Source organism: Pseudomonas sp. TH34 (genome assembly GCF_016650865.1).
Lineage (GTDB): Bacteria > Pseudomonadota > Gammaproteobacteria > Pseudomonadales > Pseudomonadaceae > Aquipseudomonas > Aquipseudomonas yamanorum.
Window position 1 is genome coordinate 24,937 of the sequence record NZ_JAEKFB010000010.1, and the last position, 26,001, is coordinate 50,937.

The window sequence follows — 26,001 nt, forward strand, 5'->3', positions numbered from 1 at the left end:
GTAGCAACAAACTGATCGTTGCCCTGCTCTGCCTGTGCACGCTGCCGGCGGCCGCCGCCGATGGGCCGCTGCCCGGCCAGGAAGCATTGCGCTTGCAGCAGCAACAGCAGCGCGACCTGCAGCAATTACAACTGGAACAGCGTCAGCGGCAAATCCAGCGAGGCAGTTTCGCAGTACCACCGACCACACCCGCACCGCCGGCAGACACCGGCCAGGACCAGCGCTGCTGGCCTTTGAGCGGTACGCGCGTGGCCGGTGTCACGCTGTTCAACAAGGCTGAACTGAACACCCGCATCGAACCCTATGTGGCGCCGTGCATGGGCGTCGCGCAGATCAACCGCCTGCTCGCCGAGATCACCCGCCTGTATGTCGAGGCCGGCTATATCGCCAGTCGCCCATACCTGATCAGCACCCCGGCCGCCGGGCACCCGCTGGATATTCACGTCGAGGAAGGCTACGTCGAAGCCATCGAGCTGGCCGACCAGAGCCTGCCCGTGTCATTACGCGGGGCATTCCCGGGAATGCTCGGCGAACCGCTGAACCTGCGGGACCTGGAACAGGGCCTGGACCAACTCAATCGCCTGCGCTCGGTTGACCTCACCGCCGACATCGCCCCCGGCAGCACACCGGGCGCCTCACGGATCATCCTGCGCTCGCGCAGCAGTGCCTCGCGGTGGGCGTGGGGACTGGGTGTCGACAACCTGGGAAGTGCCGGCACCGGCCGTGATCGCAATGCGGTGAGCCTGAGCATGGACAGCCCGTTGCAGCTCAACGACGCCCTCAACCTGAGCTTCAGCGACACCCTCAACCACGGCCCGCGTTACAGCCGCAGCAACAGCCTGTTTTATTCCATCCCCTACGGTTACTGGACCTACAGCCTGTTCGCCAGCCATGCCGAGTACCGCTCGCCGTTCAAGCTCAGCCGCACCACGCTCTATAACAGTGGCCGCACCGATCAAGTCAGCCTGCGCACCGACCGGGTGTTGTGGCGCGACCAAAGCCATCAACTAAGCGCCAACCTGCAACTGGCTTACAAGGACGTCGACAGCTACCTGCAAAAGGTTCGGCTGGGTATTCAGAGCCCGACCCTGACCGTGGCCGAGGCCGGTGTGAATCTGTTCTGGCTCAACAGCGCGGTGTGGAACCTGGACGTCAATTACGCTCAGGGCCTGACCTGGTTCGGCGCCGACCGCGATGCCGATCAGGTAGTGAAAAACCTGCCCCAGGCGCAATTTCACAAGTACCGCGCCAACCTCACCCAATGGCGCAACGGCCAGCTCATCGGGCAACCGTGGCAGTGGCAGAGCCAACTGTCGGTGCAATACAGCCCGGATGCATTGCCTGCCATCGAACAACTGCTGGTGACTGACGATTCGGCGGTGCGTGGCTATCGCGAGAACAGCGCGTCCGGCGCCATCGGCGCGGTGTGGCGCAACACCCTGCGCCTGCCACTCAACAGCGACCTGCCGTTCAAGATCACCCCGCACCTGGGCCTGGACAACGGCTGGGTCAAGCGTGAATACGGCGCCCGCAGCCAACGCCTGAGCGGCGCCAGTGCCGGGCTCAACCTGAGCTGGAAGAACGTGCAACTCGACCTCGATTACCAACGCAACTTGAACACCCCCGCGGGGTTTGCCCAGGAGCCGGAGGTCTGGCTGACGCGCCTTAGTTTGCAGATATGAGCCGACACCTGATTTGCCTGAAATAACCGCAGCACCTGATCAGCACGGCAGCGTTGCACCGAACGACGCACTTCACCGATCAGCCAACAGAGCGAGACTATTTATGCCGACTAACACTCATGCTTTTCACCTCTCTCCACAGGGCAAACTGCGCTGGGCCATCGCCAGCCTGTTCCTGTTACCTCAACTCGTACTGGCCGGCGGCTTGACCGTCGTCGAAGGGCCCGGCGGCACCCCGCAACTGCAAAACCAGGCGGGCGTGCCTATCGTCAATATCGTCGCGCCGAATGCCGGCGGCCTGTCCCACAACCAATTTCTCGACTACAACGTCGACCGCCAAGGCGTGGTGTTGAACAACGCCTTGCAGGCCGGGCAATCCCAGCTCGCCGGGCACCTGGCGGCCAACCCGCAGTTCCAGGGCCAGGCAGCGAGCGTGATCCTCAATGAAGTGGTCAGCCGTAACGCCTCGGCTCTCAACGGTGCGCAGGAGATTTTTGGCCGGGCGGCGGATTATGTGCTGGCCAACCCGAACGGGATTTCTGTCAACGGTGGCAGCTTCATCAACACCCCCAACGCCAGCCTGGTCGTCGGCCGTCCCGAACTCAGCGACGGCAAGCTGCAAGGCTTGAACACCCGTGATGCAAGCGGCCAACTGACGGTGCAGGCCCAGGGCCTGCAAAACCGTGACGGCTCGATCAACCTGATCGCACCGCGCATCGACAGCGAAGGTCGGCTCAGCGCCCGTGATCAATTGAACCTCACCATCGGCCGCAATCAGGTCGACGTTGCCAGCGGCCAGGTGCGCCAGGTGGACCCGGCCAGCAAGACCGGGGAACAACGTATCGACGCCAGCCTGTTCGGTGCGATGCAGGCCGGGCGGATCAATATCGTCAGTACCGCCGAAGGTGCCGGCGTACGCGTGGGGGCCGTGCAAGTGGATGGGCGGGACGGCGTGAACATCCGCTCGGCCGGCGACCTCGACATCAGCGGCCAGGTGCACGCCAATAGCCTTGAGGCCACCCGCGCCGGGGTGCAGAGCCGCCAGGGCGATGTCGACCTGCACAGCGCCAAGGACTTGAGCCTGGCCGCCACCGATGTTGGCGGGCGCAACGTCAAGCTCGACGCTGGCCGCAACCTGACCCTGAGCAGCCTGGAAAGCCGCAAGCTTCAGGAAAAGCGTGAGCAGTGGAACAACAGCAACTTCCTCTTCACCTACGAAACCTATGACCGCACCACCACCGACAAGGACTCGCGCCAGCACGGCAACAGCGTCGTCGCGCAACAGAATGCCGCGCTGTCTTCCGGCGCCAACACCGAGATCAAGGCCAGCCGTGTCGACGCCGGCGACACCGTGCGGGTCAACAGTGGCGCGGACCTGCGCCTGACCGCCGCCACCGAGACCCATGAAACCCGCGACCAGGGCAACCACCGCAAGCACCTGTGGAAAGCCGACTGGGACAAGTCCGCCAGCGAACAACGCAGCATCACCAGTAGCCTCAAGGCCGGCAAGAACCTGGAACTGACCGGCCGGCAGGCCCTGCAATTGCAGGGCGCCGAACTGAAAACCCCGGGGGATATTCAACTGGCCGCCCGGCACGTGGAAATCACCAGCGCCAGCCGCACCCAAAGCAGCCGGGATAACGGTTACTCCGGTGACCTGGTGGGCGGCAGTTTCTTCGGCTCCAAGGGCGATGGCGACAAGGGCAAAACCCTGAATACCGGCAGCAAGGTCAACGCCGACGGCAAGCTGATCGTGAAGGCCGATGAAGTACGCATCAGCGGCAGCCAGGCCCGTGGCGGCACGCAGGCCAGCGTCATCAGCGACAAGGGTTCGCTGGTGATCGATGGCGTACGCGACACGTCCCACGACAACCGCTACAGCAAGGACAGCAAGTTCTTCGGGATCTCCAAGGACGAAAGCCGCAAGAACCTCAAGGACAGCACCGTGGTCGCCAGCGAACTGCGCTCGGACAGTAACCTCGCACTGCGCAGCGCCAAGGACATCGAAGTCAGTGGTTCCAAGGTGTCTGCCACAGGTGAACTGACGGCTGACGCCAAGGGTGATATCAAGATCGCCTCGGCGGAAAACACTTCCAGCGACACCACCCGCACTCACACGCGGGGTTTTGATGGCTACGCCAAGGAAACCGCCGACGGCACGCGCCAGTATCGCGCAGGCGTGAACTACGAAGACCAGCAGAAAACCAGCCACACCGACACCACCCGCCAACAAGCCTCCAGCCTCAGCGGCGGTACCCTGGCCGTCGCCGCGGGTGGCGATTTGAGCGTAGAGGGTTCAGGCCTCAAGGCCACCCAGGGTGATGCGACCTTAAGCGGGAAAAATGTCGAGTTGCTGGCGACCCATGACAGCACTGCCAACACCACCGAGCAGACCACCACTGGCGGTGGCGTCTACTACACCGGCGGCCTCGACAGGGCCGGCAGCGGCGCGCAGTTCAGCCATCAAAGCAGCCACGACACCAACAGCAAAACCACCGCGCACACCAGCACCGTTGCGGCGGCCGGCAAGCTGACCATCAATGCCGGCAACACCCTCACCAGCCAGGGCGCACAGGTCAAGGCCGGTTCCGGGTTGCAGGTCAACGCTGCGCAGGTCGACAACCAGGCGGCGCATAACAGCGAGTCCAGCACCCACAAGGAGAATGGCTGGACGGCCGATGCCGGCGCCAATATCGAATACAAAGGCATCACCCGGCCCATCGAAAAAGCCATCGAAGGTGTGGCCCAAAGCAAGTTTCATCAGCCAGGGCTGCTGGACGCGTTCGAGCAACCCAATGTCGGGCTCGATGTTGAAGTCGGCCATGCCAACAAGTCCCGCACACAGCAGGACAGCACGGCAGTGGTCAGCCAGTTCACGGGCGGCACGGTGCAGGTCAACGTCGCCGGCAAACTGCAGGATGAAGGCACTCAATACCATGCCACCGAGGGCGGCCTGAAAATCGATGCCGGCAGCCACCTTGCCACCGCTGCCGCCAATACCCACAGCAGCAGCGAGCAAGGCGTGGACGCCAAGGCCGGCGTGCGGGTCTACACCACCACGGGTGAAGACTTGAACGTGCGCGGCAGCGGCGCCGGCGGCAGCAGTGACGTACGCGAATCCACCAGCACGGCAGTGGTCGGCAGCTACGCCGGGGCCCAAGGCGTGGGCATCGACATCAAGGGCGATGCGCGTTATGAAGGCAGCCAGTTCAACGGCGGCCAGGCCGGTGTCGACCTCAAGGCGGGCGGCGAGTTGGCGCTGAATCAAGCCAACGACACCCAGAGCAAAACCAGCAGCACCCTGCGCGGCAACGGCTCGTTGACCGTGGGCACGGCGCCGGGCACCAACGGCAATAACGTCAACCTCGGTGCCGGCGTGCAGCTGGACAACAAGCGCCTGGACACCCAGGACAGCCAGGCCCGGGTCGCGACCCTCCAGGGCAAAGGTCCGGTGCAACTCAACAGCGGCGCCGACCTGACCCTGCAAGGCACCCGGATTGGCAGCAGCAGCGCCAAGACCGGTGACATCAACCTCGCCGCCGGTGGCAAGCTGGACCTGCAAGCCGCCACCGAGCGCCACGTCAGCAACGCCAGCAACCTGGGCGGCGGCCTGAACGTCGGCGCCGGCAAGACCAGCAGCGCCGAAAGCAGCGGCAAGACCGGGAGCCTCAGCGCCAACTTCAACATCGGCAAGGGCGCGGAAAACGACCAGACCGTCAGCGTCGGACAGCTGCACAGCAACGGCAACGTGGCGCTCGCCAGCGGCGGCAACAGCGCCGATGCCATCCACCTGCAAGGCACGCAAATCGCGGCCAGCAACGTCAGCCTCGACGCGGTAAATGGCGGCATCCTGCAAGAGTCGGCGCAATCGACCCAGGCCCATGACAGCTGGGGCGTGACCTTGGGCGCGGGCGGCAGCGGCGGCAAAACCACACTGGCCAACGCGGGTGAACACGACACGCCAAAGACCCAACACGGCATCAATGCCCGGGCCAAGGTCGACGTCGATTACCTGCAAGGCACCACTCAGCACGACAGCCAGATCAAGGCCGACACCGTGGTGATCAACAGTGCCGGTGATACCCGATTGTCCGGGGCACGGATCGACGCGAATCAGGTGAGCGGCAAGATCGGCGGCGACCTCATGGTCGAGAGCCGCAAGGATCACGTCAGCAGCACCCAGGTCAACGTCGATGCCAAGCTGGACGTTGAAAAAAACCAGCCCGGCGTCGTCAACAAACTCGCCAAGACCACCGGCCCCCTCAAGGACAAAGTGCAGGCCAAGGCGGAAGGCGCGTTCGACAAGCACCGCGAAAAACTCGAGAACGCCGTCGACAAGGGCACCGAGCACCTGGCCTCGGCCAAGGACAACGTGGTTAATAGCGTCGGCAACGCCAAGGAACGCTTGGGCGAAAAACTCACCCGCAGCGGTAGCTACGACGTGAACCCCGAGCCCCGTGGCGCCTTCGGCACCCGCGTGGAGCAGGCCAAGACTTACCTCGCCGACAAGAAGGACGCCCTGGGCACGCGCCTGTCCAGCGTCAAGGAAAAGCTCTGGCCGAAAACCAGTGACAGCTACGCCGTCAGCGGCAAGAACACCACCGGCAGCTCGGTGGCCAATACCGCAGAAAGCGTGTTGTTCGGCGACAAGAGCGGCACCACCGCCTACACCCCGACCTTGAACCTGAACGTCAGCCACGTCGCCAAGGACAGCGTCACTCAGGCCTCGGGCATCAGCGGTACCCAGGGCGTGAACTTGCAGGTGGGTGGTGAGACTCGCTTGACCGGTGCGCGCATCGGGGCTTCGGAAGGCAAAGTCGATTTGGGTGGTTCTGCGGTAAACGCCACCACGTTGACGGGCAGCGATTATCGCGCGGATGTCGGGCTGAACGTCTCGAAGTCACCGGTCAATCTGGCGCTCGGCGCCAAGGATGAACTGACGCGCAAACAGGACGACGCAACGCGTAAGGATCAAGCCATCAACCTCGGACCGCTGCGGGTAGGCGGGCACAGTAATAGCCAGGAGTTGCAGGCCGGGATTGATCAAGGCACCCACTAAGCAACCCTGCTCCGGTGGAGACGGGCATGCCCGCTTTCATCGGAGCAAACATTTCTAAATGTTTCTTCATAAAGCCAAACCGTCATTAAACAGACACATTTCAGGAATTAAATCGTCACGTCCCAGACAGGTGGAGCCCTCCACCTACCCCCTTCCTTTGAGGTGTCGTCGTGATGTTGCTGACCAAAAAGAGTCTGTCAGTGTTGTTCACTGCCCTGTGCCTGAGTGGTGTCGCTCACGCCACTGACGTCACGGGTGCAGGCTCCAGTTTCGTCTACCCGGTGCTGTCCAAGTGGTCCCAGGAATACAGCAAAAGCTCCAGTGACCGGATCAACTACCAGTCCATCGGTTCTGGCGGCGGCATCGCCCAGATCAAGGCGGCCACCGTGGATTTCGGCGCTTCCGACGCACCGCTGTCGGCGGATGAACTGAAGGCCGGCGGCCTCGGCCAGTTCCCCAGCGTGATTGGCGGTATCGTGCCGGTGATGAACGTCGAAGGCGTTGCAGCAGGCCAGCTGAAACTCGATGGCGAGGTGCTGGCGAAGATTTTCCTCGGTGACATCAAGGCCTGGAACGACCCGGCGATTGCCGCGCTCAACCCCGGCCTGAAGCTGCCCGGCGCGAATATCACCGTGGTCCACCGCTCGGACGGCTCGGGCACCTCGTACAACTTCACCAACTACCTCTCCAAAGTCAGTGATGGCTGGAAAAGCAAAATCGGTTTCGGCACCACCGTGCCGTGGCCAGTCGGTGTGGGCGGCAAGGGTAACGAAGGTGTTTCGGCCTACGTAAAGCAGATCAAGAATTCCATCGGCTTTGTTGAATACGCCTACGCCCTGCAGAACAAGATGACTTACGCCTCACTGAAGAACGCGTCCGGCAAATTCGTCGAGCCCAACGCCAAGGCCTTCCAGGCAGCGGCGGATACCGCCGACTGGGCCAACGCCAAGGACTTCAACCTGATCATGACCAACGCACCGGGCGAGAACGCGTGGCCGATCACGGCGACCACCTGGATCATCATGTACAAGCAGGCCAAGAACGCCGAGCAAAGCCAGGCCGCTTTCAACTTCTTCAAATGGTCATTGGAGAAAGGTCAACAGCAGGCTGCGGCATTGGACTACGTCGCGCTGCCTGATTCCCTCGTGACCCGGATCGAAGGTTACTGGAAGTCCGACTTCGCCCACTGATCCGTCCCTGAGACCCGCGCCCTCAAGCAACCTGATGCCAGGGGGCGCTGGTGAGCACATCTGATATGAACGAAACCGTGCAACCGATGGTGATGACTACTCACGCGGGCGATGTGAGCGGTGACAACCGCGCTGCTCGCGATCAGCGCAATGACCTGTGGTTCAAACGCTCCATGTTCGGCGCTGCCATGCTGGTCTTGCTGTTATTGGCCAGCATTGCTGCCTCAACGCTTTGGGGCGGCGGCCTGGCCTTCAAGACTTTTGGTTTCGGTTTCATTACCAGCACCGACTGGGATGCGGTCAACAACCACTTCGGCGCCCTGGTGCCGATTTACGGCACCTTGGTCACCTCTTTCCTCGCGTTACTGATTGCGGTGCCCGTGAGTTTCGGCATCGCGATTTTCCTCACCGAAGTGGCGCCGCCCTGGCTGAGAATGCCAGTCGCCTCCGCCGTTGAATTGCTCGCGGGCATTCCCTCAATCATCTACGGCATGTGGGGCCTGTTTGTTTTCGGGCCCTTCATGGCAGAACACTTGTCACCCTGGATCAATGACTACCTGGGCGCACTTCCGTTTATTGGCTCGCTGTTCCAGGGACCGCCGCTGGGCATCGGGATGCTGACCGCCGGTATCGTCCTGGCGATCATGATTACGCCGTTCATCACGTCGGTGATGCATGAGGTTTTCCGCAGTGTTCCGACTCAATTGAAGGAGTCGGCCTACGCACTCGGTAGTACTACCTGGGAAGTGGTGTGGGACATCGTGTTGCCCTACACCCGCTCGGCCGTGGTCGGCGGGATCTTTCTTGGCCTCGGTCGCGCCCTGGGTGAAACCATGGCCGTCACCTTCGTGCTGGGTAACGCGCAACAGTTCTCCGCCTCGTTGCTGATGCCCAGCAGTTCCATTGCATCGGTCATCGCCAACGAGTTCAGCGAGGCCTACACCGACCTGCATCGTTCGGCGCTGATCGCCCTGGGCTTCCTGCTGTTTATCGTGACATTCGTGGTGCTGGCACTGGCGCGGTTGATGCTCATGCGCCTGTCACGCAAGGAGGGCCTATGAACAGCAACGACCGCCTGTACCGCAAGCGTGCCTTCAAGAACCGGGTGGCCATGCTGCTCAGTTGTGGCGCGACGGTCTTTGGCCTGCTGTGGCTGGCGTGGATTCTGCTGACTACCATCATCAACGGTTTTCAGGCACTCAACCTGCGCCTGTTTACCGAGATGACGCCGCCGCCCGGAACAGACGGCGGCCTGGCCAACGCGTTTTACGGCAGCGCCCTGATGTCCGGGATTGCGCTGCTGATTGGCACGCCCATCGGGCTGATGGCCGGTATCTGGCTGGCGGAGTTCGCACGGCACTCGCGCCTGGGTACCACAGTGCGTTTCATCAACGATATTCTGCTGTCCGCGCCCTCGATCGTCCTCGGTTTGTTCATCTACACCGGCGTAATCCTGCCGCTGAACCTGCTGACCAATCACCAGGTCGGCTTCTCTGCCATTGCTGGCGCCCTGGCGTTGGCACTGCTGGTGATTCCGGTGGTGGTGAGGACGACCGACGAGATGCTCCAACTGCAGCCCTCCACCATGCGTGAGGCGGCCCTGGCCCTGGGCGTGCCGCAATGGAAGCTGACGTTGCAGATCGTGTTGAGGGCGGCCAAGGCGGGTGTGGTGACCGGCATCCTGCTGGCGCTGGCCCGGATTACCGGGGAAACCGCCCCGCTGCTGTTCACCGCCTTCGGCAACCAGTTCTGGAGCAGCAACCTGCTCAAACCGATCGCCAGCGTGCCGGTGGTTATTTTCCAGTACGCCATGAGCCCCTTCGATGACTGGCACTCCCTCGCATGGGCAGGCGCCTTGGTACTGACGATGTTCGTGCTGGTGCTGAGCTTGCTGTCTCGCCTGATTCTTTTGCGCAATAGGTCCCACTGATGCAATCGACCCGCCTTGATCCTGAAAAAACCAAAATCCGTGTCCGTGGGTTGGAGTTTTTCTACAACAACCAACGTTCGCTGAAATCCATCGACATCGACATTCCGGAAAAACGCATCACCGCGATCATCGGTCCATCGGGTTGCGGGAAGTCGACCTTGCTGCGGGTATTCAACCGTATCTACTCGATGTACCCGAAGCAGGAAGCCCGCGGTGAAGTGCTGCTCAATGGCGAAAACATCCTCGCCCCCGGCTACTCGATGAACCGCCTGCGCAGTCATGTCGGGATGGTCTTCCAGAAGCCGGTGCCGTTCCCCATGTCGATCTACGACAACATCGCCTATGCCGTGCGCCACCATGAAAAGCTGTCGCGCCGGGAAATGGATGATCGAGTCGAGCAAGCCTTGCGCGGCGGCGCGCTGTGGGATGAGGTGAAAGACAAACTCAAGCAGAGCGCCCAGAGTCTCTCAGGCGGGCAGCAGCAACGCCTGTGCATCGCCCGCACCATTGCGCTGCGGCCGCAGGTGTTGCTGCTGGATGAACCGACCTCGGCACTCGACCCGATTTCCACCGGGCGCATCGAACAGTTGATCACCGAACTGAAAGAGCAATACACGGTGATCATCGTGACCCACAACATGCAGCAGGCCGCGCGGGTGTCCGACAGCACGGCGTTCATGTTCATGGGGGAGCTGATTGAGCACGGCAATACGGATGAGATCTTCACCAAGCCGAAGATGAAGCAAACCGAGGACTACATCACCGGGCGGTTCGGCTAGCTTTAACAAAAAAGCCGATCACTCTCTGCCATGAGAGTGATCGGCTTTTGTTGGGCAAAAAAAAACCCGGAAATCCTCACTTGCGTGGGCCTTCCGGATTTTCTAAACCGCCAAAAATGGTGGGTCGTGTGGGATTCGAACCTACGACCAATTGGTTAAAAGCCAACTGCTCTACCAACTGAGCTAACGACCCGCTGTGTGGTGGCGCGTATAATACTGATTTCTAAGGATTATTCAACACCTTATTTGAAATAAATCAGAAATAACGCGTTGGGTCAGTAATTCCGGCCGCCTGGAAGCCCTCTGCACGCAGTCGGCAGCTGTCGCACTTCCCACAAGCACGACCGTCAGTATCCGCCTGATAGCAGGAAACAGTCAGCGAGTAATCGACGCCAAGTCCTACGCCAGCCTTCACGATATCGGCCTTGCTACGGTTCTGCAGCGGCGCCAGGATGCGAAAGCCCGGCCCTTCTACACCGGCCTTGGTAGCGAGGTTGGCCATGCGCTCGAACGACTCGATGTACTCGGGACGGCAGTCCGGGTAGCCGGCGTAGTCCAGGGCGTTGACGCCGATGAAGATGTCGCGCGCCTCGAGGACTTCGGCCCAGCCAAGGGCCAGGGACAGGAAGACGGTGTTACGCGCCGGCACGTAGGTCACCGGGATGCCTTCGCTGGGGCCTTGCGGCACGTCTATGGAGCTGTCGGTCAGCGCCGAACCACCCATGCCGTCGAGGTTCAGGCCGATCACCTTGTGCTCCACCACGCCCAGGTCTCGGGCGACGCGGGCAGCAGCCTCCAGCTCGGCACGGTGACGCTGGCCGTAGTCGAAGCTCATGGTGTAGCAGCTGTAGCCTTCTGCACGGGCCATGGCGACCACGGTGGCGGAGTCGAGGCCGCCGGACAGCAGGATGACAGCACGCTTTTGATCAGTCATCTCAGCGCCCCGGCTCGTCGTTCCACAGGTACTTGTGCAACTGCAGCTGCAGGCGCACCGGTAGATTGTCTGCGACAACCCAGTCAGCCAGGTCGCGAGCATTCAGGTCATAATGGCTGGGGGAAAACAGCACTTCGCCGGCACGGCGGTCCAGGCCATATTGGATCAGCTTGGAGGTCGCCCAGTCGTAGTCTTCACGGGAACAGATGACGAACTTGACCTGGTCGTTGGCCGTCAGCAACTCGATGTTCTCGTAGCGGTTGCGGTGCGCTTCCTTGGAACCCGGGGTCTTGAGGTCGACAACACGACTGACGCGAGGGTCGACCGCGGAAATATCCAGGGCACCGCTGGTTTCCAGGGAAACCTCGTAACCGGCATCACACAACTGCTTGAGCAGGGGAATGGCATTAGGCTGCGCCAGCGGCTCGCCACCGGTGACGCAGACATAACGCGGCCGGTAACCGGCCACTTGCTCGAGGATGTCGTCAAGGGTGCGCACGGTACCGCCACTGAAGGCGTAGGCGCTGTCGCAGTACTGGCAACGCAGCGGGCAACCGGTGAGGCGCACAAATACAGTGGGCAGCCCGGCAGTGCGCGTTTCACCCTGCAACGAGTAAAAAACTTCGGTGATACGTAATGTGTCTTGCATAGTCGCCACGGGCGTAACAGCTAAACAGGCTGTCCGCCTCCGTCAGGCACTTCGAGGAATTCCGCCAACGCGTAAACCCCAGGAAGCGTGTTTCATAAAAGGGCGTGGATTCTAACGAAAAAACCCGCGCAGGGCGCGGGTTTCTTCTGAACGGGTTGCGACGCTTACATGCGTTGCAGATCCCGCTGTGCCAACTGAGCAGCGGAGGTACCCGGATATTGGGCCACCACCTGCTGCAGAATGCCTTTGACCTTGTCGGTATGACCCAGGCGGCGTTCTACGTCAGCCAGTTTGTACAGCGAATCCGGCACCTTGGCGTGCTTGGGGTACAGCTGGCTGACCTTGGCAAACGCCTGACCTGCACCTTGCAAGTCGCCTTTGGCCAGGTTCACCTCACCCAACCAGTACTGGGCGTTGCCCGCGTACTGGCTGTTCGGGTATTTGCGCAGGAATGCGGTAAAAGCCTGGCTGGCCTTATCGAAATCCTTGGCTTTGATCAGGTCGAAGGCTGCGTCGTAATACAGTTTTTCCTTCGCCGGATCACCCGGTTCGCTGCTGGCGGCAGGGGCTTGGCTGGCAGCCGCGGCCCCTGCTGCTGCACCACCGGCGGCGGCACTTGGCGCGCCACCGGCAGAAGAATTATCAGGAGTAGCGGCTGGTGTAACGCCGGCTCCAATACGTCGATCAAGATCCTGGTAACGCTCCAGGCCTTCTTGCTTCAGCTGGTTCACTTGATTCTGCAGAACTTCAATCGTGCCTTGTTGCTGCGACAATTGATCCTGCATGCGTTGCAGCTGGTTGAACAGTTCGCCCTGTGCCGAAGGCGCGGCCGTAGCCGCCCCCCCGGCATAGGCGCCGTTCGTGCCATAACCCGCTGGCGGATAACTGCTCCCGCTATTGTTATAGCCAGAGTTGCTATCTTCCACAGGAACCGCAGCCCACACCGCAAGCGGTGCCAGGCTGAGAGCCAATACAGTTAGAGCACGACGGCACGTTCGCATGACGAATTACTTACGCAGTTCGACGCGACGGTTTTGAGCCCAGGACTGCTCGTCGTGGCCAGTAGCAACTGGACGCTCTTTACCGTAGGAAACCAGTTCCAGTTGGCCTGGAGCAACACCTTGCAGTACCAGGTAGCGCTGAACGGCTTTCGCACGACGCTCGCCCAGTGCCATGTTGTACTCACGAGTACCACGTTCGTCGGTGTTACCTTCCAGAACAACGCGAGCGCCGTTAGCTTTCAGGTCCTTCGCGTGAACGTCCAGAGCGCGCATGGCTTCTGGTTTCAGGTCCGAACTGTCGTATTCGAAGTAGAAAGTGGTGATAGCGCGCAGAGCAGCTTCTTCGCTCAGGGAGCCGTCAACTGCACCAGTGTTAGCGCCGTAACCAGCGTTTGGATCAACAGCTGCGCCTTCACCGGCATTGTCGCCGCCTTTAGACGAGCAACCAACGGCTACGGACAGAGCCAGAGCCAGAGCAGCAAACTTACCAAACTTCAGCATTTCCATCGTGAAACTCCTAATGAACCCCAGTGTGTTAAGTACTTCTTTTTGTAGCGCCGCGTCAGTTCAGGTAAGGGGACCAGGATGGTTCTCTGACTTCGCCTTGTGCGGTAGGAAGCGGGAGCCTTACGCGTCCATTAATGGACACGAGCATCAAGACTCCCCGGCCCTGCTGGCGGGTGGCGTAGATTACCATGGTGCCGTTGGGCGCAACAGTGGCTGACTCATCAAGGTTGGTATCTGTAAGGATTTTTACGGTTCCGCGCTGCAAATCCTGGGCCGCAACCCGGAAATTAGTGAAACCATCCTGACGGTGAATCATCACCAACGTCTTTTCATCAGCCGAAAGCTTAGGTGCAGCGTTGTAGTTACCAATAAAGGTCACACGTTCGGCGCCGCCGCCGTTGACGCTGGTTTTGTAGACTTGCGGCTTGCCGCCACGGTCGGAGGTGAAGTAGATGGTCGAACCATCCTTACCCCAGAACGGTTCGGTGTTGATGCCAGGGCCGCTGGTAACACGGCTCAGTTGGCGCGAAGCCATGTTCATCACGTAAATGTCCGGGTTACCGTCTTTGGACAATACGAACGCCAGGCGAGAACCATCCGGCGACCAGGCTGGCGCGCCATTCAGGCCTTCGAAGTTGGTGATCTGCTCACGGCGACCGGTGTCGATGTGCTGAACGAAGATGCGTGGACGCTTCTGTTCAAAGGACACGTAGGCGATACGCTTGCCGTCGGGTGCAAAGCGTGGCGACAGGATCGGCTCACGGGATTGCAGCAGCGTCACTGCACGAGCGCCGTCATAGTCGGAGCGCTGCAGCGTGTAGCGAGTGTTGTCTACCGAAAAACGCTCTGCTGTTACATAGAGCAGGCGAGTCGAGAAGGCACCCTTGATCCCGGTCAGCTTTTCAAACGACTGGTCGGAGATGTAGTGCGCCATGTCCCGCAACTGATCCGTGGTACCCGACACGCTGCCGGTCAGCACTTGCTGCTCGGTCGCGACGTTGAACAGGGTGTACTGGATCTGCAGGCGACCGCCGGCAGGCGTGATGCTGCCCACCATCAGGTACTGGGCGTTCAGCGCTTTCCAGTCACGGAAGATGACTTCGCTGGCCTGGGTCGGCTGGCTGATCATGTTGCCTTTGTCGATCGGTGCGTAGTAACCGGAGTTGCGCAGGTCATCACTGATGATCTGCGACATGTCGTCCGGCAGCACGCTGCCGCCCTGCCAGCCAAACGGTACAACGGCGATCGGGGTGGCCCGATCGCTACCGCTGGTGACCAGGATGTTCTTTTCATCCGCCGCCGCTATCCCTGCCATGCAGCAAATAACGACAAGCATTCCTCGAAGAAGGTTTCTCACAAGGCTAGATCCTCAGGTGTGAATGTCATCTTGAATGAACGGTAGGGAGCGAAGTCGCTTGGTTTCATTCCCTGCATCTCGGTCAACCGGCCAATGTTCTTGACCGCTGCTACCGCCGAACTGTCGAACGAACCGTCGCCACTGGACTTGGCCACGCTGACCGAGGTCACCGTACCATCCGGCAACATGCCGATCTGCAGCACTACTGTCATGCCTTTACGTGCCGAAGGAGGACGGGTCCAACCTTCCGCTGCCCGTGAACGAATCAGGTCATCGAAACTGCCCGCGACTTCATCACCACGTTCATCGGCCAAGGCTTGCTGGCGCTGCGGCGTGTCGGAAAGCAAATCGGCCAAGGCCTGGGCCTTTTTGTCTTCGGTCGATTTACGGGCTGCTTCCTGGGCCTTTTTCTTCGAGGCATCGGCGGCAGCTTTCTTCTTCGCGTCGTCGGCGATTTTCTTCTTCGCCTCGTCAGCTTCAGCTTTCTTCTTGGCGTCGTCCGCGGCTTTCTTCTTCGCGTCTTCGACTATCTTTTTCTTCGCGTCTTCAGCGGCCTTTTTCTTGGCCTCTTCTTCAGCAGCTTTCTTGGCTTCTTCTTCAGATTTCTTCTTGGCTATATCAGCCAATTGTTTCTCTTCAGCCTTCTTGGCTTCAGCAGCTTTATCGGCTTTCTTGGCTTCATCAGCCTTTTTAGCCTCGTCAGCTTTCTTCGCCTCGTCAGCCTTTTTCGATTCCTCGGCCTTTTGAGCCGCCTCTTCTTTCTTTTGTTCCGCAGCAGCCTTCACCGCTTCCTGCTCGACCTTCTTCTGTTCCATCTGCTCGACTTCAGTCTGGCGCGCAGCCGACTTCTGGGCCTCACCCGCAATCTTCTGATTGGTCTGGGTGGTGGCCTGGCTTTTCGATTTCAGCTGATACAGGGTCGCCTGCACGATCGGCTTGGCTGGCGGCAGGTCCGGGGTCATGGCAAAGCTGACGAACAGCATGCCAAACACCAGGACGTGCAGGGCAATTGCCCAGACGCTAGGCCAGAAGAAGCTTTCCGAGGCGGACGGCTCTCGCTGTTGGTGCATCAGGGCGCCTCGGTAATCAAGCCAACGTTACCGACGCCGGCCTTCTGCAGCCCGCCCATGGCGCCCATGACGGAGCCATAGTCGACGACCTTGTCGCCGCGGATGAACACCTGGGTGTGCTTGCCACCTTCGTTGCCGGCGCGAATGATCTTGGTCACAGCATCAGTCATCTGCGGCAAGGTCATGGCCTTGTCCTGCTGTTTCTGAGTGTCGACTTCGCTGCCAAGGTTCCAGTAATAGGTCTTGTCAGCCTTGATCGAAATGGTCAGGACCTGAGTGTTGTTGTCCTGCGGCAAGGCTTCGCTGGAAACCTTGGGCAGATCAACCTTCACGCCCTGATTGAGCATCGGCGCGGTCACCATGAAGATAACCAGCAGCACCAGCATCACGTCGATGTAAGGCACTACGTTCATCTCGGCGACCGGCTTGCGCTTTTTGCGAGCTCGAGCGATTAAAGCCATTGGGAATTACCTGCTTATTCTTCGCTGGTGTGCACTTTACGGTGCAGGATCGCCTGGAATTCATCGGCGAAGGTGTAGTAACGGCTGATCAAGGTTTCGCCACGAGCGGCAAAACGGTTGTAGGCGATTACGGCGGGAATAGCTGCGAACAGGCCGATGGCGGTGGCGATCAGCGCTTCGGCGATACCCGGGGCTACAGTGGCCAGGGTCGCTTGCTGGGCCTGGGCCAGGCCGCGGAAGGAGTTCATGATCCCCCACACGGTACCGAACAGGCCGATGTACGGGCTGACGGAACCTACGGTGGCGAGGAACGGCAGGCTTTGTTCAAGCTTTTCTTCTTCGCGGGAAATCGCTACGCGCATGGCACGGGCCACGCCTTCCATGACTGCTTCAGGGTCAACGCCTGGCTGCTGGCGCAGACGGGAGAATTCCTTGAAGCCGGCGCGGAAGATCTGCTCGACGCCCGAATCCGGGTCCGGGTTACTGCCGGCCTGGCGATACAGTTTGGACAGGTCGATACCCGACCAGAAGCGCTCTTCGAAGCTCTCCAGGGCACGTCGACCGGCACGCAGCAGGTTGCTGCGCTGAAAAATCATGACCCAAGAGGTAACCGATGCGGCTACCAGGACCAGCATCACCAGTTGAACCACGACACTGGCATTGCTGACCAGGCTCCACATGGAGGAATGGTCGACGACGGTAGGTTCCACGCTAAATCTCCTGCTCTGAATGTTTACCCGCGCCGCTCACGCCGGCAAAGGCCGCGCGTAGAGCTTCGGGAATGGCCCGGGGTTTCAAACTATTGGTGCGAACACAGGCCACCAGGAACTGCCCCTCACAGAGCAGCGTTGCATCCGTAGCCCGCCTGACCTGCTGTTTAAAGCGCAGGCTGGCACGGTTCAATTCGGTTATTTCTGCGCTGACCAGCAGTTCATCGTCCAGTCGCGCCGGCGCGTAATAACGAGCCTCGCTGGAATGCACGACAAACAACAGGTCCTCCCCTGCCAGCTGGGATTGGGCAAAGCCCAGCTCCCGTAGCCGCTCGGTTCGAGCCCGCTCCATGAACTTTAGGTAATTGACGTAATAAACGATGCCGCCGGCATCGGTGTCCTCGTAATAAACGCGACAGCGATGTGCGAACGACTGATCCCCGTTTTGCGCGCGCATACTCTAGTGCTTACTCCTCAGGTTGCCAATCCGGCCAGGCAACTGTTTTTCATTCTGTGGCACATTTCTAACGAAAGAATGACGACGCCAGCCACTAGGACAGCACAAACGCCGAATAAATCGAATCGCCAAGCGTTTTTAATCGTCTACTGCATCAAGGAATTCGTCTACTACGGGCATCTCGCCCAATCGTGACGGAATGTTTAACCCAAAGTGCAGATACGCATGCCGGGTGACCACACGCCCCCTTGGTGTACGCATGATGTAGCCCTGCTGGATCAGATACGGCTCCAGCACATCCTCAATCGTATGCCGCTCTTCGCTGATGGCTGCCGCGAGACTGTCCACGCCCACCGGGCCGCCGTCGAATTTCTCGATCATGGTCAACAGCAGGCGCCGATCCTGGTGGTCAAAGCCGTGTTCATCCACATCCAGCAGGTTCAGCGCCAGGTCTGCCACGGGCTTGGTGATATGCCCTTTGGCGCGTACTTCGGCAAAATCGCGCACCCGACGCAGCAACCGGTTGGCAATCCGCGGCGTACCACGGGCGCGGCGGGCGATTTCAAACGCGCCTTCCGGGTCCAGGGGCAAGCCGAGGATAGTCGCCGAACGGCTGACGATGGTGGCCAGATCCGCCGTGCTATAGAACTCTAGACGTTGAACAATCCCGAAACGGTCTCGCAGCGGATTGGTCAGCATGCCCGCACGGGTGGTGGCCCCCACCAGCGTGAACGGTGGCAGGTCGAGCTTGATCGAGCGCGCGGCCGGGCCTTCGCCGATCATGATGTCCAACTGGAAGTCTTCCATGGCCGGGTACAACACTTCCTCGACGATGGGCGAAAGCCGGTGGATCTCGTCGATAAACAGTACGTCGTGGGGCTCCAAATTGGTCAGCAGCGCCGCCAGGTCACCCGGACGCTCCAGCACAGGGCCGGAGGTGGACTTGATCGACACGCCCATTTCCTGGGCGATGATGTTGGCCAGGGTGGTCTTGCCCAAGCCCGGCGGGCCGAAGATCAACGTGTGATCCAGGGACTCGCTGCGCCCGCGTGCAGCCTGGATAAACAGCTCCATCTGCTCGCGCACGGTGGGCTGGCCGATGTATTCGGCGAGGCTCAGGGGGCGAATCGCCCGGTCCTGGACTTCTTCACGGTCACGGGGGCCGGTGGCCGCGATCAGACGATCAGCTTCAATCACTTAAATCATTCCCTTCAGGGCGCGGCGGATCATGTCTTCGCTGCTCAGGTTCTTGTCCTTGATGGCCGACACGGCCTTGCTCGCCTCTTGCGGCTTGTAGCCCAGGGAGATCAGCGCGCTGACTGCATCGCTTTCGGCACTGGCCACCGGCACACCCGGCGCATCCGGCTGGTTAGGCACCAGGGCAAACATGCTCGGCACGACCTCCCAGGCCTTGAAGCGGTCCTTGAGCTCCACCAGCAAGCGCTCGGCGGTTTTCTTGCCAACGCCTGGCACCTTGGTCAGCGCTGAAGTGTCCTGGGCCGATACGCAGCGCACCAGCTCATCCACTTCGAGGCTCGACATCAGTGCCAGCGCCAGCTTCGGGCCCACGCCGTTCAGGCGGATCAGCTCACGAAAGAAGTCCCGGTCACGCTTGCCAATGAAACCATAGAGCAATTGTGCGTCTTCGCGCACCACCAGGTGGGTGTGCAGGGTCAGCGGTTCACCGACCGACGGTAGGCGGTAGAGGGTCGTCATGGGCACTTCCAGCTCATAGCCCAGCCCATTTACATCCAGAATCAGGTGCGGCGGCTGTTTCTCAGCCAGGGTGCCGCGCAAGCGTCCAATCACGTTCGAATCCTTAAGAATCGGCTCAGATCAAGGCCTGACCGGTAATAACGCGGGCATGCCGGCCGGCAGTACAGGCCGTTCATGCACCCCACGCAGAATGATTGCGCTGATGCTATCAGAGACGCAGGCGGCCGCCACGACTGCGTGCCGTACCCAAGCCGTGGGGCATCAGGCTGGAACGGGTGTGGGCGTGGCAAATGGCAATGGCCAGGGCGTCGGAGGCATCGATTTGCGGTTTGGCGGTGAGCTTGAGCATGTGCATGACCATCATCATCACCTGCTCCTTGTTGGCCGCACCGGTGCCGACCACGGCTTGCTTGACCTGGGTCGCGGTGTACTCCGCGATCTCCATGCCCTCCTCGGCACCGGCCACGATGGCAGCACCGCGGGCTTGGCCGAGCTTCAAGGCGGAGTCGGCGTTTTTTGCCATGAACACTTTTTCGATGCCCATGGTGACCGGGCCGTAAGTCTGGATCACTTCACGCACGCCGCGGTAAACGATCTGCAAGCGCTCGGCAAGCTCGCCGGCGCCGGTACGGATACAGCCCGACGCCACGTACACGCAGCCTCGCGGGGTCTGTTGGACCACGCCAAAGCCGGTGATTCGCGAACCGGGGTCGATACCTAGGATAAGAGTCATAACGCCTGCGGGATGGGTTTAAAGCGGATGCGCCAGGCACATGGTTTGTGTAACAGCATAGATCCCTGTGGGAGCTGGCTTGCCTGCGATACAGGCACCTCGGTGCTTCAGTTACACCGGGTTGATGCCATCGCAGCCTCGCCAAGGCTCGACAGCTCCCACATTGGATCTTTGGTGCTCTTAAACGAGCTGTTCGGCCACCAACTCCGGGATATCGGCATTGGAATAGACGTTCTGCACGTCATCCAGGTCTTCGAGCATATCGAGCATCTTGAGTACCTTCTGCGCCCCGTCCAGGTCCAGCTCGGCGCTGGTGGTGGGCAGCATCACGATTTCCGCATCGGTACCTTTGAAACCGGCCGCTTCCAACGCGTTGCGCACCGAGTAGAAGCCCGCGAACGAGGTAAACACGTCGATGGAACCGTCTTCGTTGGTCACCACGTCGTCAGCATCGGCCTCCATCGCTGCTTCGATCAGTGCATCTTCGTCAACACCCGGCGCGAAGGAGATCTGCCCCTTGCGCTCAAACAGGTAGGCCACCGAACCGTCAGTCCCCAGGTTGCCGCCACATTTGCTGAACGCATGGCGCACGGCAGCCGCAGTACGGTTGCGGTTGTCAGTCATGCACTCGACCATCACCGCCACGCCACCCGGGCCGTAGCCTTCGTAGCTCAACTCGACCATGTCGTCGGTATCGGCCGCACCGGCACCACGGGCCACGGCGCGGTCGATGATGTCGCGGCTCATGTTGGCGCCGAGGGCCTTGTCCAGGGCCAGGCGCAGACGCGGGTTGGAACCCGGGTCACCGCCACCCTGGCGCGCAGCGACGGTCAGCTCGCGAATCCACTTGGTGAAGATCTTGCCTTTCTTGGCATCCTGACGCTCTTTGCGGTGCTTGATGTTCGCCCACTTGGAATGGCCAGCCATAACACAACTCCGAAATTCTGTAGAAACCTGTCAATCCCGCCCCTGGCGGGACTTCCCTCTTTAACGTGCAGCCCTTGTAACGCAAAGGCGCATCCGAAGATGCGCCCTTAGCTGACAATGTAAAACCTTATCGCGCTTTCACGCTGCGGCCTTACTCAGCCTTTGGTGTCTCGCGCAGACGGATATGCAGCTCGCGCAGTGCCTTGGCATCCACCACACCCGGTGCTTGCGTCATGACGTCGGCAGCACTTTGGGTTTTCGGGAAGGCAATCACTTCACGGATCGACTGGGCACCGGTCATCAGCATCACCAGACGGTCCAGGCCGAAGGCCAGGCCACCGTGAGGCGGTGCGCCGTACTTCAGGGCGTCGAGCAGGAAGCCGAACTTCTCTTGCTGCTCATCTTCGTTGATGCCCAGCAGGCGGAAGACCGATTGCTGCATTTCCTTGCGGTGGATACGGATCGAACCGCCACCCAGCTCGGTGCCGTTGAGCACCATGTCGTAGGCACGGGACAGAGCGCCAGCCGGGTTGGCTTCGAGCTCTTGCGGCGTGCACTTCGGCGCGGTGAACGGGTGGTGCAGCGCGCTGAAGCTACCGTCGTCGTTCTCTTCGAACATCGGGAAGTCGACAACCCACATCGGCGCCCACTGGCAGGTCAGCAGGTTCAGGTCGTTACCGACCTTGATCCGCAGTGCACCCAGCGCTTCGCTGACGATCTTCGACTTGTCGGCACCGAAGAAAACGATGTCGCCGTCGACCGCACCAACACGATCAAGGATCACGTTGAGGTTGGCTTCAGGGATGTTCTTGACGATTGGCGACTGCAGGCCTTCAACGCCCTTGGCGCGCTCGTTGACCTTGATGTACGCCAGGCCCTTGGCACCGTAGATGCCGACGAACTTGGTGTAGTCGTCGATCTGCTTGCGCGGCATGCTCGCAGCGCCAGGAACGCGCAGCGCGGCAATACGGCATTTCGGGTCGTTGGCCGGGCCGCTGAACACTTTGAAGTCGACGTCTTTGAGTTGGTCTTCAACGTCAACCAGTTCCAGCGGGTTACGCAGGTCCGGCTTGTCGGAACCGTAACGGCGCATGGCTTCTTCGAAGGTCATGTGCGGGAATTCGCCGAACTCCAGGTTCAGCACTTCCTTGAACAGGTTGCGGATCATCTGCTCGGTGATGCCCATGATCTCTTTTTCATCGAGGAAACTGGTCTCGATGTCGATCTGGGTGAATTCCGGCTGGCGGTCAGCCCGCAGGTCTTCGTCACGGAAGCATTTGGCGATCTGGTAGTAACGGTCGAAGCCGGCCACCATCAGCAACTGCTTGAACAGCTGTGGCGATTGCGGCAAGGCGAAGAAGGAACCGGCGTGGGTACGGCTCGGCACCAGGTAGTCGCGAGCGCCTTCCGGGGTAGCACGGGTCAGGATCGGCGTTTCGACGTCGAGGAAGCCGTTCTCGTCGAGGAAGCGACGGATGCTGGTGGTCATGCGCGAGCGCAGACGCAGCTTCTCGGCCATTTCCGGGCGACGCAGGTCCAGAAAACGATAACGCAGGCGGGTTTCTTCGCCAACGTCGGAGAACTCGTTCAGTGGGAACGGCGGGGTTTCCGACTCGTTCAGCACTTCCAGTTCGTAACCCAGCACTTCGATCATGCCCGACGCCATGTTGGCGTTGGTGGCACCGGCCGGACGCAGGCGAACCTTGCCGGTGATCTTCACGACGTACTCGCTGCGCACGCGGTCGGCGGCGGCGAAGCTCTCGGCGCGGTCCGGATCGAACACCACCTGGGCCAGACCATCACGATCACGGATATCGAGGAAGATCACCCCGCCGTGGTCGCGGCGACGGTGAACCCATCCGCAAAGGGTGATTTCCTGACCTTCCAGGGTCTCGTTCAGTTGGCCGCAATAGTGGCTGCGCATCATGATAGTGGTTTCGCTTCTCGTAATTCGAAATTCGGTGGAGGCCTGCCTCATCACCGTACAGCTAAGTCAGGTGACGGATAATGCAGGAGCCTGCGCGTAGAGTTCAACTCAGTCTGCTTTGTCGCCGCCGGCCAGATTCTTCTTCGAACCGGTCTTGAAATCGGTCTCGTACCAACCGTTGCCACTCAGGCGAAAGCCCGGCATGGACAACATCTTCTTGAGCTCCGGAGCCTGGCAGGCAGGGCAATCGACCAGCGGCGCTGCGCTGATCTTTTGAATGGCTTCCAACTGATGACCACAGGAAGCGCATTGATAGTCGTACATGGGCATGGAGATGTCTCGGCGATCAGATCATTACTGCGCCACGCCCTGCCCTGGCTCTATCCCGTGGGAAAGTCCCGGCATGCGCAGCAAAGCCCGGGATTATATCTGGTAAATCGAGGCTGTGCAGCCGTAGCGGCGCGCTGCTCTTTATATAGGTGGCTGCAGCAGGCTTCTGCCAGACGCCCGACCCGGGGCAATCCCGAGCCTGGCGACTGGCACAAGGATCATGCCAGGTCCGGATGGACACCCGACGCATTAAGGCGCTCTTTCAATACATGAACCACACAAACTACCCTGACCAGACCGCTGAAGTTCTTTACACCGCCATATCGCAAGTGCACTTCACGGTCCACGTAAGACAGCAACGCACTGACCGAACATGTATTGATCCGGGCTATTTCCGCAAGGATATTCCAATAGACCTCTTCGAGTCGCAAACACGTCGAAAAACCATTAAGCCGAACGGATCGGGACAATGGCCTCGCCAAGTTCATATCGAACCCTTTGGCAAAGGGATCTACCTTTATCTTGTGCAACCCGCACGTTTCCATAACTCCATTACCTGCTCCGCGTGACATACACTTGACACTCCATTGCCTGACGGCCACTCATCAGTGTTGTCGTTGGCCGTTGAGCTATAAAACATCAAGAAGACAAGTGCAGCCAGAAGACAGGGAGCCGATCGCCGTAGGACAAGCCAACGCGTGTATCAGGAAGCTCGCGGGGTCAGGAAAATCGCCGAAAAACAGGCACGCGAGGGGCGTCAGCTCGACGCCCACCCGCCACCGGCATTACTTGTTTTCGAGCAGGGAACGCAACATCCACGCGGTCTTTTCATGAACTTGCATACGCTGGGTCAGCAAGTCCGCAGTGGGTTCATCGCTGACTTTATCCAGCAACGGGAAGATGCCCCGGGCCGTGCGGGTAACCGCTTCCTGGCCTTCGACCAATTGCTTGATCATGTCTTCAGCACTCGGCACACCCTCTTCTTCCTTGATCGAAGAAAGTCGTGCGTACACCGAATAAGCACCCGGTGCGGGGAAGCCCAGGGCGCGTATACGCTCTGCAATTGAATCCACCGCCAGCGCCAGTTCGTTGTACTGCTCTTCAAACATCAAGTGCAGTGTGCGAAACATCGGGCCCGTTACGTTCCAATGGAAGTTGTGGGTCTTCAGGTAAAGTACATAGGTATCGGAAAGCAGGCGCGAAAGTCCGTCAACGATTGATTTACGGTCTTCTTCACTGATACCAATATCGATTGCCATGTGTTTCCCCTTCAATTGATAAACATTCATTGATCAGGTGCAGGACCACTCTAGCAAGAGTGCCGGCCTTGCGCAGCCCGGCCGACCCTCTCGAGGTGCGGCAAATTGCCCCTCGCAGAGCGGGTTTACACGGCAGGCAAAGCTTCAAGCCCTGCCGAAAAAATTATCCGCCGCCGGCGAAAAAAACCCGCACCTGTCTAGGACAAGCGTTTGACGCAGAAATGCCGCATGCCTCGCAACAGCCCGAAATGCTTGATTTGAGTAGGCACAGGCTTTGCTGTTAAATAGGCAGCGTGTCGCCGCCGTTTTTGTTTGCGGCAAGCGGCATAGGCTGATACCCGTGTACGTGTCCAACGCCTCCCATTGTTCAGAAGCGAACCGTGCCAGTCAGCTCTTCCTCGTGATCCGTCTTAACGTGAGTTAATCAAAATGTTGAAAATCGTCCACCTGCTAACGGGCGCTGCAGCTTTGCTGCTGTCCTTTATCCCCAGCCTGCGATCAGAAACCCTGCCTTACCTGCAACAACCTGACGCTCTCTACCTGACCTTTTTTGGTCTTCTTAACCTGACACTGGCTCCAGTCATTCCTTACTGGAACAAAGGCCCGCGTCATCAACTGCAAAACCTGGTCAGCGCCCTGCTGGTCCTGGCTGTTGTCGTGCAAACCCTCACCCTGCTGGCGCCTATGCCTGAAGTCGGTGGCCACCCGGCCGTCCTGCTCAGTTTGGCAATCGCACTGGTCGCCATCGTTCTTCATCTGGCCATCAGTTTCTACCGTTCCTCCCCGGCCGCTGCGTCGCAAAGCTACGACATGACCAACCGGGATACCGGTACCGTGAAGTGGTTCAACACCTCCAAGGGCTTCGGCTTTATTTCCCGGGATTCGGGCGACGATATCTTCGTCCACTTCCGGGCGATTCGCGGCGAAGGCCATCGCGTCCTGGTGGAAGGCCAGCGCGTGGAGTTCTCCGTCATGAATCGTGACAAGGGCCTGCAAGCTGAAGATGTGATCGCCGCGTTGCCGCGCCGCTGATTCCAGCACCCCGAAAAAAGAAACCGCGATGCAGCCTGGCTGCATCGCGGTTTTTTTATGCCCGGGGATTCATCCCTGCCTTATTAATAATGAGGCGGCGGCGCTTCTTCCTCGGATGACTCGAACTGGCCGCCCATTTCTTCCTGGCGCTTGAGCAACGCAGTCATCTGCATCTGCAGGCGTTCGACCGCCCGCTGCTGGGTGACCAGGATGTCATTGAGGGTCTCAATGGTGTCGTCCTGAAAGGCCAAGCGGCTTTCCAGGTCGGTCACACGGTCTTGGAGGTCCATG

General features: G+C 60.1%; 25 protein-coding genes and 1 tRNA gene. 7 read left to right on the top strand and 19 right to left on the bottom strand.

Annotation, left to right across the window (positions count from 1 at the left end; all coding sequences use genetic code 11):
* Window positions 1-11: 11 nt before the first annotated feature.
* From JFU58_RS04965 to pstB, 6 genes are all read left to right on the top strand, one after another.
* A complete protein-coding gene (locus tag JFU58_RS04965; RefSeq protein WP_207198237.1) occupies window positions 12-1,682 on the top strand; it encodes a ShlB/FhaC/HecB family hemolysin secretion/activation protein in 1,671 nt (556 codons plus the stop codon).
* A 103-nt stretch (window positions 1,683-1,785) separates the two neighbouring features.
* Window positions 1,786-6,741, top strand: coding sequence for a hemagglutinin repeat-containing protein (locus JFU58_RS04970; RefSeq protein WP_201139983.1), 4,956 nt, complete (start codon window positions 1,786-1,788; stop codon window positions 6,739-6,741).
* A 173-nt stretch (window positions 6,742-6,914) separates the two neighbouring features.
* Entirely contained in the window at window positions 6,915-7,931 is a 1,017-nt protein-coding gene (gene pstS / locus JFU58_RS04975; RefSeq protein WP_081253087.1) for a phosphate ABC transporter substrate-binding protein PstS, read from the top strand.
* A gap of 65 nt (window positions 7,932-7,996) precedes the next feature.
* Entirely contained in the window at window positions 7,997-8,992 is a 996-nt protein-coding gene (gene pstC / locus JFU58_RS04980) for a phosphate ABC transporter permease subunit PstC (RefSeq protein WP_017475686.1), read from the top strand.
* Window positions 8,989-9,861 carry a phosphate ABC transporter permease PstA gene (gene pstA, locus JFU58_RS04985; protein WP_063027624.1) on the top strand — a complete coding sequence of 291 codons (873 nt, stop codon included), beginning with the start codon at window positions 8,989-8,991 and terminating at the stop codon, window positions 9,859-9,861. The genes pstC and pstA overlap by 4 nt, the downstream gene beginning before the upstream one ends.
* Window positions 9,861-10,640: a phosphate ABC transporter ATP-binding protein PstB gene (gene pstB / locus JFU58_RS04990; RefSeq protein ID WP_003209835.1), complete on the top strand. Its 780-nt coding sequence runs from the start codon at window positions 9,861-9,863 to the stop codon at window positions 10,638-10,640. The genes pstA and pstB overlap by 1 nt, the downstream gene beginning before the upstream one ends.
* A 117-nt stretch (window positions 10,641-10,757) precedes the next feature.
* Here pstB and JFU58_RS04995 read toward each other — a convergent pair.
* From JFU58_RS04995 to JFU58_RS05080, 18 genes are all read right to left on the bottom strand, one after another.
* Window positions 10,758-10,833, bottom strand: a tRNA-Lys gene (locus JFU58_RS04995).
* A gap of 63 nt (window positions 10,834-10,896) precedes the next feature.
* Window positions 10,897-11,574, bottom strand: coding sequence for a 7-cyano-7-deazaguanine synthase QueC (gene queC, locus JFU58_RS05000; protein WP_177025512.1), 678 nt, complete (start codon window positions 11,572-11,574; stop codon window positions 10,897-10,899).
* 1 nt (window position 11,575) lies between these two features.
* Complete coding sequence (gene queE, locus JFU58_RS05005; RefSeq protein WP_201139984.1) at window positions 11,576-12,223, bottom strand: 7-carboxy-7-deazaguanine synthase QueE; 648 nt, start codon at window positions 12,221-12,223, stop codon at window positions 11,576-11,578.
* A 164-nt stretch (window positions 12,224-12,387) separates the two neighbouring features.
* On the bottom strand, window positions 12,388-13,224 hold the full coding sequence (gene ybgF / locus JFU58_RS05010) for a tol-pal system protein YbgF (RefSeq protein WP_063027616.1): 837 nt from the start codon (window positions 13,222-13,224) through the stop codon (window positions 12,388-12,390).
* A 6-nt stretch (window positions 13,225-13,230) separates the two neighbouring features.
* Entirely contained in the window at window positions 13,231-13,731 is a 501-nt protein-coding gene (pal, locus tag JFU58_RS05015; RefSeq protein WP_003209827.1) for a peptidoglycan-associated lipoprotein Pal, read from the bottom strand.
* 55 nt (window positions 13,732-13,786) lie between these two features.
* A complete protein-coding gene (gene tolB, locus JFU58_RS05020) occupies window positions 13,787-15,067 on the bottom strand; it encodes a Tol-Pal system beta propeller repeat protein TolB (protein ID WP_032868196.1) in 1,281 nt (426 codons plus the stop codon).
* Between the two features lie 17 nt (window positions 15,068-15,084).
* The gene (gene tolA, locus JFU58_RS05025) at window positions 15,085-16,158 is read right to left on the bottom strand and encodes a cell envelope integrity protein TolA (protein ID WP_017475681.1); all 1,074 of its coding nucleotides are present in this window, start codon (window positions 16,156-16,158) and stop codon (window positions 15,085-15,087) included.
* A complete protein-coding gene (tolR, locus tag JFU58_RS05030; protein ID WP_161635741.1) occupies window positions 16,158-16,610 on the bottom strand; it encodes a protein TolR in 453 nt (150 codons plus the stop codon). The genes tolA and tolR overlap by 1 nt, the downstream gene beginning before the upstream one ends.
* 23 nt (window positions 16,611-16,633) lie before the next feature.
* Entirely contained in the window at window positions 16,634-17,329 is a 696-nt protein-coding gene (gene tolQ, locus JFU58_RS05035) for a protein TolQ (RefSeq protein WP_003209819.1), read from the bottom strand.
* 1 nt (window position 17,330) lies between these two features.
* Window positions 17,331-17,786, bottom strand: coding sequence for a tol-pal system-associated acyl-CoA thioesterase (ybgC, locus tag JFU58_RS05040; RefSeq protein ID WP_063027614.1), 456 nt, complete (start codon window positions 17,784-17,786; stop codon window positions 17,331-17,333).
* A 138-nt stretch (window positions 17,787-17,924) separates the two neighbouring features.
* Window positions 17,925-18,983 (bottom strand): Holliday junction branch migration DNA helicase RuvB, encoded by a 1,059-nt coding sequence (gene ruvB / locus JFU58_RS05045; RefSeq protein ID WP_017475679.1) that lies wholly within the window; start codon window positions 18,981-18,983, stop codon window positions 17,925-17,927.
* Window positions 18,984-19,595 carry a Holliday junction branch migration protein RuvA gene (ruvA, locus tag JFU58_RS05050; RefSeq protein ID WP_010169952.1) on the bottom strand — a complete coding sequence of 204 codons (612 nt, stop codon included), beginning with the start codon at window positions 19,593-19,595 and terminating at the stop codon, window positions 18,984-18,986.
* Window positions 19,596-19,710: 115 nt separating this feature from the next.
* Entirely contained in the window at window positions 19,711-20,235 is a 525-nt protein-coding gene (gene ruvC, locus JFU58_RS05055) for a crossover junction endodeoxyribonuclease RuvC (protein WP_003209812.1), read from the bottom strand.
* A 180-nt stretch (window positions 20,236-20,415) separates the two neighbouring features.
* Entirely contained in the window at window positions 20,416-21,162 is a 747-nt protein-coding gene (locus JFU58_RS05060) for a YebC/PmpR family DNA-binding transcriptional regulator (RefSeq protein WP_093205691.1), read from the bottom strand.
* 151 nt (window positions 21,163-21,313) lie between these two features.
* Window positions 21,314-23,089 carry an aspartate--tRNA ligase gene (aspS, locus tag JFU58_RS05065; RefSeq protein WP_003209808.1) on the bottom strand — a complete coding sequence of 592 codons (1,776 nt, stop codon included), beginning with the start codon at window positions 23,087-23,089 and terminating at the stop codon, window positions 21,314-21,316.
* A gap of 108 nt (window positions 23,090-23,197) precedes the next feature.
* Window positions 23,198-23,419 carry an FmdB family zinc ribbon protein gene (locus JFU58_RS05070; RefSeq protein ID WP_003209804.1) on the bottom strand — a complete coding sequence of 74 codons (222 nt, stop codon included), beginning with the start codon at window positions 23,417-23,419 and terminating at the stop codon, window positions 23,198-23,200.
* 218 nt (window positions 23,420-23,637) lie between these two features.
* Window positions 23,638-23,991 (bottom strand): ribbon-helix-helix domain-containing protein, encoded by a 354-nt coding sequence (locus JFU58_RS05075; RefSeq protein ID WP_081253086.1) that lies wholly within the window; start codon window positions 23,989-23,991, stop codon window positions 23,638-23,640.
* A gap of 213 nt (window positions 23,992-24,204) precedes the next feature.
* Window positions 24,205-24,678 (bottom strand): Dps family protein, encoded by a 474-nt coding sequence (locus tag JFU58_RS05080; protein WP_003209800.1) that lies wholly within the window; start codon window positions 24,676-24,678, stop codon window positions 24,205-24,207.
* A gap of 429 nt (window positions 24,679-25,107) precedes the next feature.
* Here JFU58_RS05080 and JFU58_RS32395 point away from each other — a divergent pair, with 429 nt between their 5' ends.
* Window positions 25,108-25,710 carry a cold-shock protein gene (locus JFU58_RS32395; protein WP_003209798.1) on the top strand — a complete coding sequence of 201 codons (603 nt, stop codon included), beginning with the start codon at window positions 25,108-25,110 and terminating at the stop codon, window positions 25,708-25,710.
* Window positions 25,711-25,793: 83 nt separating this feature from the next.
* Here the strand turns inward: JFU58_RS32395 and JFU58_RS05090 are convergent, their stop codons facing one another.
* A complete protein-coding gene (locus JFU58_RS05090) occupies window positions 25,794-26,000 on the bottom strand; it encodes a SlyX family protein (RefSeq protein ID WP_017475674.1) in 207 nt (68 codons plus the stop codon).
* Between the last annotated feature and the right edge of the window lies 1 nt (window position 26,001).

What these genes read in the sequence shown, in the direction of transcription:
- JFU58_RS04970 (WP_201139983.1), top strand. Translation starts at nt 1,786, where the DNA reads ATGCCGACTAACACTCATGCTTTTCACCTCTCTCCACAGGGCAAACTG.
- pstS (WP_081253087.1), top strand. Translation starts at nt 6,915, where the DNA reads ATGTTGCTGACCAAAAAGAGTCTGTCAGTGTTGTTCACTGCCCTGTGC.
- pstC (WP_017475686.1), top strand. Translation starts at nt 7,997, where the DNA reads ATGAACGAAACCGTGCAACCGATGGTGATGACTACTCACGCGGGCGAT.
- pstA (WP_063027624.1), top strand. Translation starts at nt 8,989, where the DNA reads ATGAACAGCAACGACCGCCTGTACCGCAAGCGTGCCTTCAAGAACCGG.
- pstB (WP_003209835.1), top strand. Translation starts at nt 9,861, where the DNA reads ATGCAATCGACCCGCCTTGATCCTGAAAAAACCAAAATCCGTGTCCGT.
- queC (WP_177025512.1), bottom strand. Translation starts at nt 11,574, where the DNA reads ATGACTGATCAAAAGCGTGCTGTCATCCTGCTGTCCGGCGGCCTCGAC.
- queE (WP_201139984.1), bottom strand. Translation starts at nt 12,223, where the DNA reads ATGCAAGACACATTACGTATCACCGAAGTTTTTTACTCGTTGCAGGGT.
- ybgF (WP_063027616.1), bottom strand. Translation starts at nt 13,224, where the DNA reads ATGCGAACGTGCCGTCGTGCTCTAACTGTATTGGCTCTCAGCCTGGCA.
- pal (WP_003209827.1), bottom strand. Translation starts at nt 13,731, where the DNA reads ATGGAAATGCTGAAGTTTGGTAAGTTTGCTGCTCTGGCTCTGGCTCTG.
- tolB (WP_032868196.1), bottom strand. Translation starts at nt 15,067, where the DNA reads ATGCTTGTCGTTATTTGCTGCATGGCAGGGATAGCGGCGGCGGATGAA.
- tolA (WP_017475681.1), bottom strand. Translation starts at nt 16,158, where the DNA reads ATGCACCAACAGCGAGAGCCGTCCGCCTCGGAAAGCTTCTTCTGGCCT.
- ybgC (WP_063027614.1), bottom strand. Translation starts at nt 17,786, where the DNA reads ATGCGCGCGCAAAACGGGGATCAGTCGTTCGCACATCGCTGTCGCGTT.
- ruvC (WP_003209812.1), bottom strand. Translation starts at nt 20,235, where the DNA reads ATGACTCTTATCCTAGGTATCGACCCCGGTTCGCGAATCACCGGCTTT.
- JFU58_RS05060 (WP_093205691.1), bottom strand. Translation starts at nt 21,162, where the DNA reads ATGGCTGGCCATTCCAAGTGGGCGAACATCAAGCACCGCAAAGAGCGT.
- aspS (WP_003209808.1), bottom strand. Translation starts at nt 23,089, where the DNA reads ATGATGCGCAGCCACTATTGCGGCCAACTGAACGAGACCCTGGAAGGT.
- JFU58_RS05070 (WP_003209804.1), bottom strand. Translation starts at nt 23,419, where the DNA reads ATGCCCATGTACGACTATCAATGCGCTTCCTGTGGTCATCAGTTGGAA.
- JFU58_RS05075 (WP_081253086.1), bottom strand. Translation starts at nt 23,991, where the DNA reads ATGTCACGCGGAGCAGGTAATGGAGTTATGGAAACGTGCGGGTTGCAC.
- JFU58_RS05080 (WP_003209800.1), bottom strand. Translation starts at nt 24,678, where the DNA reads ATGGCAATCGATATTGGTATCAGTGAAGAAGACCGTAAATCAATCGTT.
- JFU58_RS32395 (WP_003209798.1), top strand. Translation starts at nt 25,108, where the DNA reads ATGTTGAAAATCGTCCACCTGCTAACGGGCGCTGCAGCTTTGCTGCTG.
- JFU58_RS05090 (WP_017475674.1), bottom strand. Translation starts at nt 26,000, where the DNA reads ATGGACCTCCAAGACCGTGTGACCGACCTGGAAAGCCGCTTGGCCTTT.